Origin of the sequence: Pseudomonas sp. xss_4 (assembly GCF_043104125.1) — a bacterium.
Taxonomy (GTDB): Bacteria; Pseudomonadota; Gammaproteobacteria; order Pseudomonadales; family Pseudomonadaceae; genus Aquipseudomonas; species Aquipseudomonas parafulva_B.
This window is the reverse complement of the sequence record NZ_JBICKJ010000050.1, coordinates 1-15270: the sequence shown is the minus strand read 5'-3', so window position 1 is coordinate 15270 and position 15270 is coordinate 1. Positions and strand designations below refer to the sequence as shown.

Annotated in this window: 13 protein-coding genes and 2 pseudogenes; 8 read left to right on the top strand and 7 right to left on the bottom strand. The window is 62.8% G+C overall.

Going from position 1 to position 15270, the window contains the following annotated elements; all coding sequences use genetic code 11:
• Positions 1 to 31 precede the first annotated feature (31 nt).
• Positions 32 to 1737: pseudogene (locus ACF8GB_RS10300) on the bottom strand (DEAD/DEAH box helicase).
• Between the two features lie 396 nt (positions 1738 to 2133).
• Entirely contained in the window at positions 2134 to 2889 is a 756-nt protein-coding gene (locus tag ACF8GB_RS10295; protein WP_392526971.1) for a spermidine synthase, read from the bottom strand.
• A 112-nt stretch (positions 2890 to 3001) separates the two neighbouring features.
• On the opposite strand from ACF8GB_RS10295, the gene ACF8GB_RS10290 reads away from it, so the two are divergent.
• Positions 3002 to 4348: a class II 3-deoxy-7-phosphoheptulonate synthase gene (locus tag ACF8GB_RS10290; RefSeq protein ID WP_392526970.1), complete on the top strand. Its 1347-nt coding sequence runs from the start codon at positions 3002 to 3004 to the stop codon at positions 4346 to 4348.
• A gap of 39 nt (positions 4349 to 4387) precedes the next feature.
• Here the strand turns inward: ACF8GB_RS10290 and ACF8GB_RS10285 are convergent, their stop codons facing one another.
• Entirely contained in the window at positions 4388 to 4606 is a 219-nt protein-coding gene (locus ACF8GB_RS10285) for a DUF1127 domain-containing protein (protein ID WP_196137080.1), read from the bottom strand.
• 97 nt (positions 4607 to 4703) lie between these two features.
• Between ACF8GB_RS10285 and ACF8GB_RS10280 the strand changes: the two genes are divergently transcribed.
• Positions 4704 to 5555, top strand: a complete 852-nt coding sequence (locus ACF8GB_RS10280; RefSeq protein ID WP_023535366.1) for a LysR substrate-binding domain-containing protein — start codon at positions 4704 to 4706, stop codon at positions 5553 to 5555.
• Between the two features lie 11 nt (positions 5556 to 5566).
• Here ACF8GB_RS10280 and ACF8GB_RS10275 read toward each other — a convergent pair whose 3' ends face one another.
• Entirely contained in the window at positions 5567 to 6316 is a 750-nt protein-coding gene (locus ACF8GB_RS10275) for a sulfite exporter TauE/SafE family protein (protein ID WP_392526969.1), read from the bottom strand.
• A gap of 114 nt (positions 6317 to 6430) precedes the next feature.
• Between ACF8GB_RS10275 and ACF8GB_RS10270 the strand changes: the two genes are divergently transcribed.
• Positions 6431 to 7384: a LysR family transcriptional regulator gene (locus ACF8GB_RS10270; protein WP_182139846.1), complete on the top strand. Its 954-nt coding sequence runs from the start codon at positions 6431 to 6433 to the stop codon at positions 7382 to 7384.
• A 56-nt stretch (positions 7385 to 7440) separates the two neighbouring features.
• Positions 7441 to 7896, top strand: coding sequence for a MarR family winged helix-turn-helix transcriptional regulator (locus ACF8GB_RS10265; RefSeq protein ID WP_392526968.1), 456 nt, complete (start codon positions 7441 to 7443; stop codon positions 7894 to 7896).
• A 140-nt stretch (positions 7897 to 8036) separates the two neighbouring features.
• On the opposite strand, the gene efp is transcribed toward ACF8GB_RS10265, so the two are convergent.
• Both efp and earP read right to left on the bottom strand, forming a co-directional pair.
• Entirely contained in the window at positions 8037 to 8606 is a 570-nt protein-coding gene (gene efp / locus ACF8GB_RS10260; RefSeq protein ID WP_013971530.1) for an elongation factor P, read from the bottom strand.
• A gap of 48 nt (positions 8607 to 8654) precedes the next feature.
• Positions 8655 to 9788 carry an elongation factor P maturation arginine rhamnosyltransferase EarP gene (gene earP / locus ACF8GB_RS10255; protein WP_058639830.1) on the bottom strand — a complete coding sequence of 378 codons (1134 nt, stop codon included), beginning with the start codon at positions 9786 to 9788 and terminating at the stop codon, positions 8655 to 8657.
• Positions 9789 to 9917: 129 nt separating this feature from the next.
• Here earP and ACF8GB_RS10250 point away from each other — a divergent pair, with 129 nt between their 5' ends.
• Positions 9918 to 10316 carry a hypothetical protein gene (locus ACF8GB_RS10250; RefSeq protein ID WP_196127498.1) on the top strand — a complete coding sequence of 133 codons (399 nt, stop codon included), beginning with the start codon at positions 9918 to 9920 and terminating at the stop codon, positions 10314 to 10316.
• 2 nt (positions 10317 to 10318) lie between these two features.
• Entirely contained in the window at positions 10319 to 10789 is a 471-nt protein-coding gene (locus ACF8GB_RS10245) for a GreA/GreB family elongation factor (protein ID WP_145255119.1), read from the top strand.
• A 6-nt stretch (positions 10790 to 10795) separates the two neighbouring features.
• On the opposite strand, the pseudogene ACF8GB_RS10240 reads toward ACF8GB_RS10245, so the two are convergent.
• Positions 10796 to 11677 (bottom strand): annotated as a pseudogene (locus ACF8GB_RS10240) (LysR family transcriptional regulator); the annotation flags it as partial.
• Between the two features lie 106 nt (positions 11678 to 11783).
• Here ACF8GB_RS10240 and ACF8GB_RS10235 point away from each other — a divergent pair.
• Positions 11784 to 12974 (top strand): MFS transporter, encoded by a 1191-nt coding sequence (locus tag ACF8GB_RS10235; protein WP_058605791.1) that lies wholly within the window; start codon positions 11784 to 11786, stop codon positions 12972 to 12974.
• Between the two features lie 135 nt (positions 12975 to 13109).
• Positions 13110 to 15242, top strand: a complete 2133-nt coding sequence (locus ACF8GB_RS10230) for a TonB-dependent siderophore receptor (protein WP_392526967.1) — start codon at positions 13110 to 13112, stop codon at positions 15240 to 15242.
• Positions 15243 to 15270: the final 28 nt, after the last annotated feature.

Here is a 15270-nt window from a genome sequence, read left to right as displayed (position 1 = left end):
CCTAGGCCGGGGATTTTTCACTGCTTGGGGATCAATCTTCGCGGTAGCGACGCAGCTTGAGCTGCTTGCCAGCGACGCGAGTGTCCTTGAGCTTGGTCAACAGCTTCTCGAGGCCATCCTCCGGCAGCTCGACCAGGCTGAAGCTATCACGCACCTGGATGCGACCAATGGCATCACGCGCCAGGCCACCTTCGTTGAGGATGGCGCCCAGCAGGTTCTTGGCGGCGATACCGTCACGTGCGCCCAGGGCGGTACGGCAGCGTACGCGGCCTTCTGCCAGCGGCAGTGGCGCACGACGCTCGCGCTCGCCACGGTCCGGGCGCTCGCCACGCTCGGTGCGCTCGCCACGCGGTGCGAAGCTTGGCACCAGCGGCTGTTCGCGTTCTACCGCTGCCAGGTCCAGGGCTTGGCCATTGGTGGCCTTGCGCAGCAGGGCAGAAGCCAGCGCGCGAGCGCTGCAGCCCAGGTCGGCGGTCAGGCGGTCGAACAGCTCACCGTGGGTGGCTTCGGCTTCGGCAACCAGCGGCGCCAGGCTGTTGGTCAGCTTCTTGATACGGGCATCGAGCACCGCCTGGCCGTTGGGCAGGCGCGCTTCGGCAACTTTCTGACCAGTCACGCGCTCGATCACCTGCAGCATGCGGCGCTCACGGGGCGTCACCAGCAGCAGTGCGCGACCTTCGCGACCCGCACGGCCGGTACGGCCAATACGGTGAACGTAGGACTCTGGGTCGTACGGCATGTCGACGTTGAACACGTGGGTGATGCGCGGCACGTCCAGGCCACGGGCAGCGACGTCGGTAGCGACGACGATGTCCAGGCGGCCATCCTTGAGCGAGTCGATCACACGCTCACGCTGGTTCTGGGCGATGTCGCCGTTCAGCGCAGCAGCCTTGTAACCCTTGGCTTCCAATGCGGCAGCCAGGTCCAGGGTAGCCTGCTTGGTGCGCACGAAGGCGATCAGCGCGTCGAACTCTTCGACTTCCAGCAGACGCAGCACGGCCGGGATCTTCTGGTCGGCATGTACCATCAGGTGAGCCTGATCGATCGCGGTGACGGTCTGGGTCTTGCTCTGGATCTTGACGTGCTTGGGCTCACGCAGGTGACGTTCGGCGATCGAGCGGATCGACGACGGCAGGGTCGCGGAGAACAGTACGGTCTGACGCGTAGCCGGGATGGCATCGAAGATCACTTCGAGGTCGTCCATGAAGCCCAGCTTGAGCATCTCGTCGGCTTCGTCCAGTACCAGGTACTGCACGGTCGACAGGACCTTCTCGTCACGACGCAAGTGGTCGCACAGACGGCCTGGAGTGGCGACGACGATTTGCGCGCCGTTGCGGATGGCGCGCAACTGCGGGCCCATCGGGGCACCACCGTAGACGGCCACGACGTTCACGCCCGGCATCTGCTTGGCGTAGGTTTCGAAAGCGGTTGCAACTTGCAGCGCCAACTCACGGGTTGGTGCCAGGATCAGGGCTTGCGGCTCGCGCTTGCTCACATCGATCTTGTTGAGGATCGGCAGAGCGAAGGCAGCGGTCTTGCCGGTGCCTGTCTGCGCCTGGCCGATCATGTCGTGACCGGCTAGGATGATCGGGATCGATTGCTGCTGAATGGCCGACGGCTCTTCATAGCCGGTGGCCACGACAGCGGCAACAATGTTCGGATTGAGATCGAGAGCGGCGAAGCCGGCGATTTCCTGGGTCATGGGTCTGCCTCTAGAGTGCATCCGCAAAGACCCATGCTCCAAAGCTGCACAAGCCATGAAAGACCGACAGGTCACCCAGGCAGCTTTGGCGGCGGGGATTTGCGAAAACGATTGAAAAAGATACTTGGGAAGGTCCGCCTAGCGGACGTGCAGCCGAAGCTGGACTCGGAGGATTTGCACCGCCTGATTTTTGAGGCCCGCTAAAAGACCGGCGCGTACTATACCTGAAATCGAACGGGACGGGAGGAATTTTTTCAGGGCGCAGGATTTGGGAAGGATGTCGGCTGAAGGTAGCTGAAACGATAAATCTTTTGCACCTCAAGGGTCGTGGCTTGGGTTATCGCCAAGCAGCTGAAACGCTACGGACTTGATGCTCGGGGCCTCTGTATGACTGCGCAGCGGCCCCTGCAAGCTCATCCCACACGCCCAGCTCAACTGGCCGGGCGAATTTCCTTGATCAACCCGTCAAGGCTATACCCCAGGCGTGGTGCCAGCGCCTCGGCCCGCGCCCGCAGCCCCGCCATGTCCAGGGTCTGCTCCAGATCGGCTGGCACCAGCACGATCACGTTGCCCTCCTTGACCGGCAACTCCCAGTAATGGCGGTGGTACAACCCGCGCAGCAATGCCGCCCCAAGGGGCTTGCCCTCGTCGGTCGCCCACTGATTGATCACCAGCCAGCCGCCGGGGTTGAGGCGTTGCTGGCAGCCCTCAAGAAAATTCCAAGCCAGATGCCCGACGCCCGGCCCATGGTCGGTATAAAGGTCGACGAACAACAAGTCGGTCGTTTCCGCAGTCGGCAGCAATTGGACAGCATCACCAATGCGCACATATAGCCGTGGGTCATCGTCCAGGCCAAGGTGCTCCATGGCCAGACGTGGCACATCCGGGCGCAGCTCGATGGCCTCGATGTCTTCGAGGGGCAGAAACTTCATGCACGCCTGGGTCAGGGTTCCGGCGCCCAGCCCCAGGAACAGCGCACTTTCCGGCTGCCCATGGCAGAGCGCCCCTACCAGCATGGCGCGGGTATAGTCGTACTCCAGCCAGCTGGGGTCCGCCGTGAACACGCAGCTCTGCTCGATGGCGTCGCCGAATTCGAGGAAACGGTAATCATCCACCTCGTACACGCTGATGACGCCAAAGGCATCCTCCACGCGTGCCAGCAACCGTTCCTGCCGTTGCGCCACCATGTGCAAATCACCCCGCAAAAGCTGCATTGTCCGTCAACGCCCGTGCTGCAACAAGCACGGTGCCAGCTGTTACCATGGCTGCCAGCCTGCAACCTACATGACCGAGCCTGAAATGACCCAAACGTGGAGCCCTGACAGCTGGCGTGCCCTGCCGATCCAGCAACAACCCGTCTACCCTGACACTGCGCACCTGCACAAGGTCGAGCAAACCCTGGCCAGTTACCCGCCGTTGGTGTTCGCTGGCGAAGCCCGCGAGTTGCGACGCCAGTTCGCCGAGGTGACCGAAGGCCGGGCGTTTCTCCTGCAAGGTGGCGACTGTGCCGAGAGCTTCGCGGAATTTTCCGCGGCCAAGATTCGCGACACCTTCAAGGTGCTGCTGCAAATGGCCATCGTCATGACCTTTGCCGCCGGTTGCCCCGTGGTCAAGGTAGGGCGCATGGCCGGGCAATTCGCCAAGCCTCGCTCGGCCGGTGATGAGACCCTGGGGGGCGTTACCCTGCCCGCCTACCGCGGCGACATCGTCAATGGTATCGGCTTCGATGCCAAGAGCCGCATCCCCGACCCAGAGCGCTTGCTGCAGGCCTACCACCAGTCCACGGCCAGCCTGAACCTGTTGCGCGCCTTTGCCCAAGGCGGCTTTGCCGACCTGCACCAGGTGCACAAGTGGAACCTGGACTTCATCGCCAATTCGGCGCTGGCCGACAAATACCACCAGTTGGCCAACCGCATCGACGAAACCCTGGCGTTCATGCGCGCCTGTGGCCTGGACAGCGCACCCCAGCTGCGTGAGACCAGCTTCTTCACGGCCCACGAAGCCCTGCTGCTGAACTACGAACAGGCCTTCGTGCGCCAGGACAGCCTGACCGGCGACTACTACGACTGCTCCGCGCACATGCTCTGGATCGGCGATCGCACCCGCCAGCTCGATGGCGCACACGTGGAGTTCTTGCGTGGGGTGCACAACCCGATAGGGGTCAAGGTGGGCCCGAGCATGGACCCAGAGGCGCTCATCCGCCTGATCGACATCCTCAACCCCGGCAACGACCCAGGGCGCCTGAACCTGATCGTGCGCATGGGCGCGGGCAAGGTCGGGGGCCATTTGCCGGGGCTGATCCGCACGGTCGAGCGCGAGGGTCGCAAGGTGCTATGGAGTTCGGACCCGATGCACGGCAATACCATCAAGGCCAGCAGCGGCTACAAGACCCGCGACTTCGCCCAGATCCTGGACGAGGTGAAGCAGTTCTTCCAGGTGCACCAGGCCGAAGGCAGCCATGCGGGCGGTATTCATATCGAGATGACCGGGCAGAACGTCACCGAATGCATCGGTGGGGCTCGCCCGATCACCGAGGATGCCCTGTCGGATCGCTACCATACCCACTGCGACCCGCGAATGAACGCCGACCAGTCGCTGGAATTGGCGTTCCTGATCGCTGAAACATTGAAACAGGTGCGGCGCTAAACGACAGCCCCGAAACGCCAGGCAAGGACACCGCTGGGCTCACTTGCACAGCGGGTCGTCCCAGAAGTGCCGCTCGCTTTCCTGATGAGTATCGGCCCTGCTCAAACCCAGGTCGTGAAGCATGGCATCGCTCAGGCTGGCAAGCTGCTGACGCTGGCGGTGCAGCTCCAACCACCGAGTCACTCGCCCCCACGTCGCCCGCCACAGCGGCCTGAACGAAATGACCGAAGCCTCTGCGTTGCTGATCGTACCTTTCATCGTGAAGCCCTCCGTTATCGATGGCTTCAGTCTCACGCGCCGATTAAGATCAATCCAACGAATGTTTCTGATGCCATGCATCTCGGAGATTGATGCAATGTCCCAGTACCAGAGCCTTGACGCCGACGTGTTACGCACCTTCGTTGCCATTGCCGAGCAAGGTGGCTTCACCCGGGCTGGTGAAGTGGTCAACCGCACCCAATCGGCCGTCAGCATGCAGATGAAGCGCCTGGAAGAAGATATCCTTCAGCGGCCCTTGTTCGAGCGCGAGGGGCGGCAGGTGCGCCTGACCGCCGAAGGTCAGGTGTTGCTGGGGTATGCCCGGCGCATCCTCAAGCTGCACGGCGAAGTCTTCAACACGCTGCGCATGCCGCACATGGTGGGCCTGGTGCGTATCGGTACGCCGGACGACTACGCCATGCGTTTTCTGCCGAGCATCTTGTCCAGCTTCGCCAAAGCCTACCCCTTGGTTCAGGTGGAGGTGCACTGCGATACCTCACGCCAACTGATGCTGCGCAAGGACCTGGACCTGACCATCGTCACCCGCGAGCCCGGCAACGAGATCGGCCAATTGCTACGCCAGGAGCGGCTGGTATGGGCCGCGGCCGAGGGCTTCTGCCCGCACGAGCAGCGCCCCATGCCACTGGCATTGTTCAACACCGAATGCTTCTGCCGCGCCTGGACCTGTAACGCACTGGAAACCCAGGGCATCGACTACCGAGTGGCCTACACAAGCCCCAGCCTCTCAGCGATTTTTGCCGTGGTCACCGCAGGGCTTGCGGTGACCGCCCAGCTGCAGAGCCTGATCGGCGGCAATCTGCGGGTACTCGGCGAAGCCGAAGGCTTGCCTGAATTGCCGCTGGCCAACGTCATGCTGGTACGTGGCGGTCAGTCACCCTCCCCCATCACCGACTGCATGGCGCAGTACATCATCGAAGGGTTCAAGTGACACGCCTGCGTCTACAGTTCGAAACCCAGCATGACCGCGCAGGCCACCAGGAAAACGCAGAACATCGCCCGCAGCGCCTTTTCCGGTAAGGCGTGGGCCAACTTCACGCCCCAGCTGATGCTCAACAGCCCGCCTACCGCAAGCGGGATACCCACGCCCCAGTCCACACTGTGGTGCACGGCGTAAGTCACCAAGGTGACCAACGTACTCGGCGCGGCCAGGGCCAGCGACAACCCTTGCGCCACCACCTGGGTGGCACCGAACACGCTGGTCAATAGGGGCGTGGCGACGACCGCGCCACCGACGCCGAACAACCCGCCCATGGTCCCGGCGAAGCAGCCGAGAACGCCAAGCCAAGGCCAGGGGTGACGCAGCTCGGTATTGGCAGGGCTGACTTTCATGAACATCCTGGCCACGTTCCAGATCGCCAGCGCCACCAGAAAGCCCACGAAGCCCAAGCGCATGGCATGTGCGTCCAACCCCACCGCCCAGATCGACCCCAACCACGCGAACACAAAGCTGCACAAGGACAGCGGCAAGGCATGCCGCAGCTCGATGCGGTTGCGCTGGTGATAGCGCCATAACGCCAATAGCACGTTGGGCACGACCATGACCAACGCCGTGCCCTGCGCCAATTGCTGGTCAAGCCCGAATAACACGCCAAGGGCCGGGATGGCAATCAGGCCGCCACCGATGCCGAAAAGCCCACCCACGGTTCCCAGGGCGACACCCAATACGCCGTACAGTACCCACTCGATCATCAGCCTTCTACTTTTATCGTGCACAGGGATCGTCATGCTAGCGGCTGCACGCTGGCAGCGAAACGCACAGCCACGCACAATGGCTGTGCGTTTCCTGCATAAGCGAATTTGCCCATGAACCCCGATGCATTGATCGATCAACTGAGCTTGTTTCTGGATGTACTGGAAACCGGGAGCTTTTCCGGCGCGGCCCGGCGTCACCCGCTGACGCCTTCAGCAGTTGCCCGGCGTATCGACAACCTGGAGCGAGCCCTCGGCAGTCGCCTGTTCAGCCGCAGCACCCACGCCGTGCGGCCAACGCCTGCAGGCAATGCGTTTGCCGAACGCGCCAAGCATGTCATCGATGAGTTGCGCCTGGCCCGGGCCGAAGCGGTGTCGCTGAGCAATGCCCCGGAAGGCTTGATACGCATGGATGCACCGGCGGCCTTCGGGCGCCGTCATCTGGCACCGGCGATCGCCGATTTTCTGGTGGCCTACCCTGGCCTTGACGTGCAGTTGCGCTTGATCGACAGCTTCGTCGACATGCACGGTAGCCATTTGGGGGAAGTCGACCTGGTGTTACGGGCAGGTCCGCTGGCCGATACGCGCCTGGTCGCGACACCCCTTGCCGACATGGTGCGCATCGCCTGCGCCAGCCCCGCCTACCTGGCGGCGCGGGGCTTGCCCAAGTGCCCCAGCCAATTGCCCGGGCATGATGGTCTGGACTGGGACGGCCTGGCACCCCCGTTCGCCTGGAGATTCGAGGTGGACGGCCAGACACGTCTGTACCGGCCCTCGCGCATGCGCATGGTTGCCAACAATGCCGAAACACTTCTGTTCGGCGCCCTGGCCGGGCTGGGAATCGCCCATTTACCGACGTGGCTGACCAGTGAATACCTGCTGCGCGGGGAATTGATCGCGCTTTTTTGCGACGCTGGCTTGCCCCAACCGGAGACGAGCGGCATTTATGCACTTCGCCTTGAACATGAAACGAACTCTCGCAGCCGATTGCTGCTCGAATTCCTCAAGAGCCGCTTTAGCCCAGTCCCGCCGTGGGATCTGGCACTGCGCAGTGAATTACGCTGGTAGTAAGCGTACCCACCATCAGCGTGCTAGTTTCTTATTCAACGAATTCAAGGACCTGCATGAACGCCGATAACAAAGCCTCTGGCGCCGAACTGCTACTGGAGAACCAGGTCTGCTTCGCGCTGCATTCCACCTCGTTATTGATGACGAAGGTGTACAAGCCCTTGCTTCAGGCCCTCAACCTGACTTACCCGCAATACCTGGCGATGCTGGTGTTGTGGGAGCACGATGGTTTGACCGTGGGCGAAATCAGCCAGCACCTGCTCACTGACCCAGGTTCACTGACACCGTTGCTCAAGCGCCTGGAAAGCGAAGGCCTGCTCAAGCGCACCCGCAGCCGTGAAGATGAGCGGGTTGTGCTGGTTCAGCTGACAGACAAAGGGCGCAAGTTGCAGAAGCAGGCTGAAGAAGTGCCTCAGCTGATTATCAAGGCCAGTGGGCGTACCCATGAGGGGCTGCAAAAGCTGCAGGCAGATTTGCTGGCACTGCGCGAGAGCTTGCAGAGGACGTTGTGAGGGGGGACCTTGGGTTGGAGCGGCGCTGCCCAGAGGCGGTGCTGTAAAACCCAGTTTTGCGTGGGATTAACAGTTGGGGCCGCTTCGCGGCCCCAAATAAGCACCAGGCAATAGCGGTGCTTCAGGCTACCCAAGAAGCATTACTTCTTGGAGCGACCCTTGAAGCTGTTGTCGCGGGTGTCGATGTCGATCCACTCGTCGATCTGAATGAAGTCCGCCACCGAGATCTCGGTACCGTTCTTCAGCTTGGCAGGCTTCATCACCTTACCCGAGGTGTCACCGCGCGCGGCGTTCTCAGTGTAGACGACCTGACGGCTGATGGTGGTCGGCAGTTCTACCGATACCAGGCGGCCTTCGAAGAAGACGGCTTCACAGACATCTTCCATGCCTTCTTCGATGTACGGCAGAACGGCTTCGATGTCTTCGGCGTTCAGCTCGTACATGGTGTAGTCGGTGGTGTCCATGAAGGTGTATTCATCACCGTTGATGAACGACAGCGTGGCTTCCTTGCGGTCCAGGATCACGTCGTCCAGCTTGTCGTCCGCACCGTATACGGTTTCGGTCTTGTAGCCGGTCAGCAGGTTCTTGAGCTTGGTCTTCATGATCGCGCTGTTACGGCCCGACTTGGTGAACTCAGCTTTCTGAACCAGCCACGGGTCGTTGTCGATCCGCAGGACGGTACCGGGTTTCAGTTCTTTACCAGTTTTCATTACGCAGTATCCGAATCTGGATGGATTTATAAAAATCGAGGCCGCATATCATAGCGAATTTCCACAAAAGTGTACTAGCGCCTTGGCAAGGTCCGGCCCAGCGGCCTGCTGAGCAGCCCAACAGCGGGCATGCTGCTGCAATTGCGCCCAATATGCGCGGGCCGCGCGCCAGGCCTGCCCCATGTCCTGGTCCATGTTCCAGGCGCGCCACAGCCCGAGCAGGGCAGCTTGCGCCTCGTCCGACAAGCCACGTCGATAAAGCGCCAGGAACGCCTCGAGTTTTTCCCAGTGAGCGTTTTCTTCCTGCACGTAGATGTGCCAAAGCATGGGCTTGGCGGCCCACTGGGCGCGAACGAAGGAATCTTCGCCCCGTACGGCGTTGAAATCGCAGCTCCACAACAGCCGGTCGAAGTCGTCCTGACTGACGAAAGGCAACACCTGCACCGTCAATGACCCGCGCACATGCACATCGCCCGCCTCCAGCTGCGTTACCCCCAGCCACTGCGCAAGCCCGGCGATGCTCCGTCCTTGCGGTACCAGCACATGGCACGCCTGCGGGTCGGTGGCCAGCGCCTGCAACCAGCTGGCAAGCTGCGGATTCTCGTAGGCAAATAGCATGATCAACAGCGCATCTTGCCCAGGCGCCACCCCTAAGGCCTCTAGAAACGTTGCTCGCGCTCGGTTGGACGACTCGAAGGCGTCACGCCTTGGCAGCAGGTCATGCTCGCGAAGCAGTCCACCGGTCTTTTCGGTGAAGCCTGGAAAGAAAAACACCTTGCGCAGCCCGTTTGGCTGCGGTGATGGCAGCCCATGACAACCTTCCACCCAAGGCTCGGCGCTCAGGTATTCAAGGTTCAGCCACACAGGCGGATGGTTACGCGCTCGCATGGCCTGGACAAAAGCGTCGGGCAGTTGGCAGGCGAATGCGCCGATCACCACATCACCCGGCTCCACCGGCACCCAGGTAGGCGACCACTGACGCACCTCTACACCCCGCAGCCATTGCTGCGCCGCCGTGGCATCTGCGCCAGGGCACATGGGCACGAAGGCATTGAGGTCATCAACCCACAAGCGTACGGCCACCTCGTGCTCGGCCACCAGTTGCCGGGCCAGGCGCCAGGTCACACCGATATCGCCGTAGTTGTCCACGACGCTGCAAAAGATGTCCCAAGTGGCTGTCATGCTGGGCTCCCTAACCCGTGCCAAAGCTGCGGATTCTGCGCATAAATTGTCACCAAAGACAGCCGTGGGCGAAAAAAGGCCGGCTTGCATGCAACAATGCGCCAGTGCCCACCTTGCCAGGAAGCAACCATGCCCCGTCGCCGCGAATTGACGATCACACTCAAACCCTTGCCGCTGATACTGAGCATTGCGCTGGGGCTATGGCTGGGCGCCCTGGCCATTGCTGCCAGCCTGTGGCTTGCAGACCAGCTTATGCCCACCCCGGCCGAAGCACCGGCGTCAGCCACCACGCAAGACGCCCCCCACGCCACTACGCCCCCGACCGTCACCCAGCCACCGGACGCCCAGGGCGAAATGTTCGAGCGTTACAAGGACATGCTGCACAAGCAGCAACTGGAACAGGCTGCCGAAGCCGCCCAAGGCAACCCGCGCAACCTCAACAGCCCCAAGTGCCAGTTCTGGTTGCAGCAGAATCGCACGGCCCCTACAGACAAAAGCCAAGCCAACGTGCTGGAGTTCTGTTACTGATCATGAACAAGCCCCACCTGATAGCGCAGATCATCACGGCCCTTGAACACGACCTGGATGTGGTAACCCGGGCAGCGCAGAGCGCCTATGAAGCTGCGACTGCCGAAGAAAACATCGCCGAGAACAAGTACGACACGCTGGGGCTGGAAGCCTCCTACCTGGCCACCGGCCAGGCCCGGCGCAGCGCCGAGATCCGCCAGGCACTGCACACCTACCGGCAACTGAAGCTGCGCGACTACGACCCTCAGCAAGGGGTGCAGGTGAGCCAGGTGGTCACCTTGGAAGATGAACAGGGCCAATGCCGCAGGCTGATCATCGGGCCAGAGGCGGCCGGGCTGAAAATCGGCACGGGCGATGGGATGGTCATGGTGATCACGCCGCGCTCACCTTTGGGGCAACAACTGATGGGCAAGCACATTGACGACGAGGTCTGTCTCAATGCCACACGCTGGACAGTCGTCGAGGTGATCTAGCGCCTGCCCCTCAATCGCCCCCAAGCGCTGCTCCATGAGCTCTAGAAAGGCCCGGGCGGCGGGTGTCGGATGGGCGGACCAGATCGCGTACAGGTGCCGCACAGGCGCATCGAGCAGTTGCACCACGGCCACGCCGTCAAAGCCCTGGGCCACCTGCTCCGGCACTAGGCCGATCGCCATGCCGCGCTGCACGAACTTCTCCACCAGCTGCACATGACCGATCTCGAACTGCACCCGACGGTGCAGCCCTGCCGCCTGGAAAGCCTCGTCGGTCTGCCGACGTGCACCCGTGCCTTCCGGGAAATCCACCAGCACCTCCCGGACCAGGTCGGCGAGTGTCAGTTGCCCGTGTCCGGCCAGGCGATGGGTGGGTGGAAGCACGGCGACGAGTGCTTCCCGAGCCAGCAGGCGATGCTGCACACCCTGCACGCCCTCGCCTTCCCACAAGCCGATGAAACCCACATCCAGTCGGCGTTCGAGCACATCGGCGACCAGCAGTTCGCTCTTTGCCGTGAGCCAACGCACGTCCACATCCGGATAGTGCCCGTGAAAATCGGCAAGCAGATCGACCAGGTCCAGGGCCGTCAGCGAGCTGATTTCGCCAATCGTCAGTCGACCGCGAACCTGGCCACAGGCGGCGGCCACATCGTCGGCGATGCGGCGCGCTGCCTCCACTGCTGGCCGGGCGCTGAGCACGAACGCCTCGCCTGCCGGGGTCAGGCATACCCGGCGCGAGGTGCGCTCGAACAGGCTCACGCCCAGCTGGCCTTCCAGCCTGGCCACCTGATGACTGAGGGCCGACTGCACCACATGGCAGCGCTCGGCGGCACGGGTAAAACTGCCGGTCTCGGCTACGGCCAAGGCGTATTCGAGCTGTTTGAGGTTCATGGATCTATCTGCTTTCACGATCGATGGCGTGAGCACTATACATTGGTGTCATGCATCTCGGATGGCGATAAGCTTTTCCACTTCACTGCCTGTCACGAGAACCCCAATGCACACCCCAACCCTCAGCCGTGCCCTGATTCTGCTGATGGCCACGGCCACTGGCCTGGCCGTGGCCAGCAATTACTACGCTCAACCCCTGCTGCACAGCATCGCCCAGCAGTTCGGCCTGAGCACTGCCAGCGCCGGCAGCATCGTGATTGCCGCGCAGCTCAGCTACGGGGCCGGTCTGTTGCTGCTGGCACCGCTGGGCGATCTGTTCGAACAACGCCGGCTGATCACCGTGATGACCGTGATCGCCACGCTTGGCCTGGTCATCAGTGCCTGTGCCCCCAGCCTGCCCTGGTTGATACTGGGCACCACGTTGACCGGGTTGTTTTCCGTGGTGGCGCAGATCCTGGTGCCCATGGCCGCCTCGCTGAGCGAGCCCAATCAACGGGGGCGTGCCATCGGCACCTTGATGAGCGGCCTGTTGCTGGGCATCTTGCTGGCGCGTACGGCCGCAGGCTTCATGGCCGAACTGGGCGGGTGGCGCAGCATCTACGTGCTGGCTGCGGTGCTGATGGGTATCACGGCCCTGGCCCTGCACCGTAGCCTGCCGGAGCATCACAGCCATGCAGGCCTGCGGTATCCGGCCCTGATTGGCTCCGTGTTTCGCCTGTTCATCGAAGAGCCGGTGCTGCGCCTGCGCTCGCTGCTGGGCCTGCTGGCGTTCAGCCTGTTCGCGCTGTTCTGGACGCCCCTGGCATTTCTGCTGGCCAACGAGCCTTATCACTACTCCGACGCGGTGATCGGCCTGTTCGGCCTGGCGGGTGCGGCCGGGGCGCTTTCGGCCAACTGGGCCGGGCGGCTGGCTGACCATGGCAAGGGCTCGCTGGGGACCACGGTGGGGCTGGTGGTCTTGCTGCTGTCCTGGGTACCGCTGGGCTTTGCCGAGCAGTCCTTGCTGGCCTTGCTGCTGGGCGTGCTGATGCTCGACCTGGCCGTGCAGCTGGTGCATGTGAGCAACCAGAACGCGGTTATCGCCCTACGCCCCGAAGCGCGGACCCGTCTGAACGCGGGCTATATCACATGCTATTTCATCGGTGGCGCCCTGGGGTCGCTGCTGGGCACGCAACTGTTCCAGCGCCAGGGCTGGCCAGGCATCGTGCTGGCAGGCCTGGTGATTGGTGCGTTGGCGTTGATCGTTTGGTGGGTAGCCGCGCGTAAAGCCAAACCCGAAGCCTTGGTGCGCCAGTAGCCGTGCCTACGGGGGCTGCTTGGCGCGCCCCGCCCTAAGACGCCCCCAAGGCTTTTGTCTGCGCCCATCACCTGAAGCGACTGATACTATGCGGGCTTTTTCACAGCCTGTGCCGCGCCTTCAGGAGCCCCACGCATGCCCCCGCCTCATCCTCGCTTGCCCCTTGGCCTTTTAAGCCTGGGCTTGGCCCTGCAATGCCCTGCGGCGTTCGCAGCCCAAGGGGTGCAACTGGACCCGCTTGAGGTATCCGATACCTACGGCAACGATGGCTACCAGGCACGTGAAGCTGCCGTGGGCAGTTTTCAGGCTGCACCCCTGCTTGACACCCCGGCATCGATCAGCGTCTTCAGCCAGCCTTTGCTGGAAGATCGGCAGGTACGCCTGCTCAGCGAAGTGCTGCAAGGCGACGCTTCGGTGGGGGAAAGCTACGCACCGGTCGGGTACTACGAGAACTTCAACGTGCGCGGCTTCGAGCTCAACGCCGCCAGCAGCTACCGCCTCAACGGCCACACCCTTGTCGGCGAGCAGAACGTGGCCCTGGAGAACAAGCAGCAGGTGGAACTGCTCAAGGGTCTGTCGGGGCTGCAAAGCGGCGTGTCGGCGCCCGGCGGCCTGGTCAACTATGTGACCAAGCGGGCCGAGCCCGTGCGCCGGGTCACGGTGTCCACCAACGAGCAGGGCGAACGTTACCTGGCCACCGACGTCGGCGGCTGGTTCGGCGACCAGCAGCAGTTTGGCCTGCGCGTGAACCTGGCGCATGAGGACATCCGTTCCTATGTCGCGCATGCCGACGGCCAGCGTGATTTCGCGGCGCTGGCGTTTGACTGGCAGATCAGCCCGGACGCCACCTTGCAATTGGATGCCGATTACCAGCACCGCCAGCAACGCTCGGTACCGGGTTATCAGCTGCTGGGCGGCACGCGCCTGCCTCACGACGTGGACCCCAAGGACCGCCTGGCCTACCAGCAGTGGGCCAAGCCTGTGCAAACCGATTCGCTGAACCTGGGCGGGCGCCTGGAGTACCGCTTCAGCGAGGCCTGGACAGGCACCGTCAGCGCCTCACGCAGCCAGGCGGTGATCGACGACTACAGTGCCTTTGCCTGGGGGTCGGGCGAAGGCGCCTTTTTCAGCAGTGCCGGCGACTACGACATCTATGATTTTCGCAGCCCCGACGACACCCGGCGTATCGACGAAGCGCAGGCCACGCTCGATGGGCGCTTCGATGCGCTGGGCCTAGGCCACGCGTTGACCCTGGGCACCAGCGCCCAGCGCCGTACACTGGACCTGCGCCCGTACTACAACGTGTGGCTCGGCACCGGCACCCTGGGCGAAGTCGCGCCTGCCCTTCCCCCCTCAGATCAACCCGTCGGCGCCAGCGAAAGGCGCCTGGACAGCCGCCAGTACGGGCTCTTCGTCACTGACCGGGTGACGTTCAATGAAGACTGGCAAGCCATACTGGGCGCCCGGGAAGTGCGTCTGGATGAACGCACCTGGGACGAAACCGGCACTGCCGGGCGGCACACTCGCCAATATCAACTGCTGCCCAACGCAGCGCTGGTCTACAAACCTGCGCCAGACACCACCCTTTATGCCAGTTATGCCAAAGGGCTTTCGGCGGGCGGCACTGCACCTTGGTTTACCCAAAACGCTGCGCAGATCCTTGCCCCTACCCTCTCGCGCCAGCTGGAAGTGGGCCTCAAGCATGACTGGGAGGCGCTGAGCGTGAGCGCTGCGTTGTTCCAGATTCGTCAGGCGTACCAGTACGCGCGCCCTGACGGCGACGGCGTCTTCACCTATGTGCAGCAAGGCCAGCAGAAAAACACAGGGCTGGAACTCGGGGCCAGCGGTTGGGTGACATCCAACTTACAATTGCAGGCCAGCGCGGCCGCCATTCGTGCGCGGGTGGTGGGCAGCGGCACCGCTGAGCGTGAGGGGCATCAGGCCATCAACGTGCCAAGGTTCCGGGTAGCCCTGCAGGCGCAGTACAGCCTGCCTGTGCCAGGGCTGGCGCTCTTGGGCGGGGTCCGCTACAGCGCCCGCAAGTACGCCGACCATACAGGCAACGTGGCGGTGGGCGGGTATACCGTGTTCGACCTGGGCGGGCGCTACCAGACGCGCGTCGGGGGGTATGACACGGCTCTGCGGCTGACAGTGGACAACGTCTTCGACAAACGTTACTGGCGGGATGTGGGGGATTATCTGGGGGATAACTACCTGTTCCAGGGGGCGCCGCGTACGGCACGGTTATCGGCTTCGGTGAGTTTTTGAGTTGTAGTGGGGTGAGTGGGATTACTAG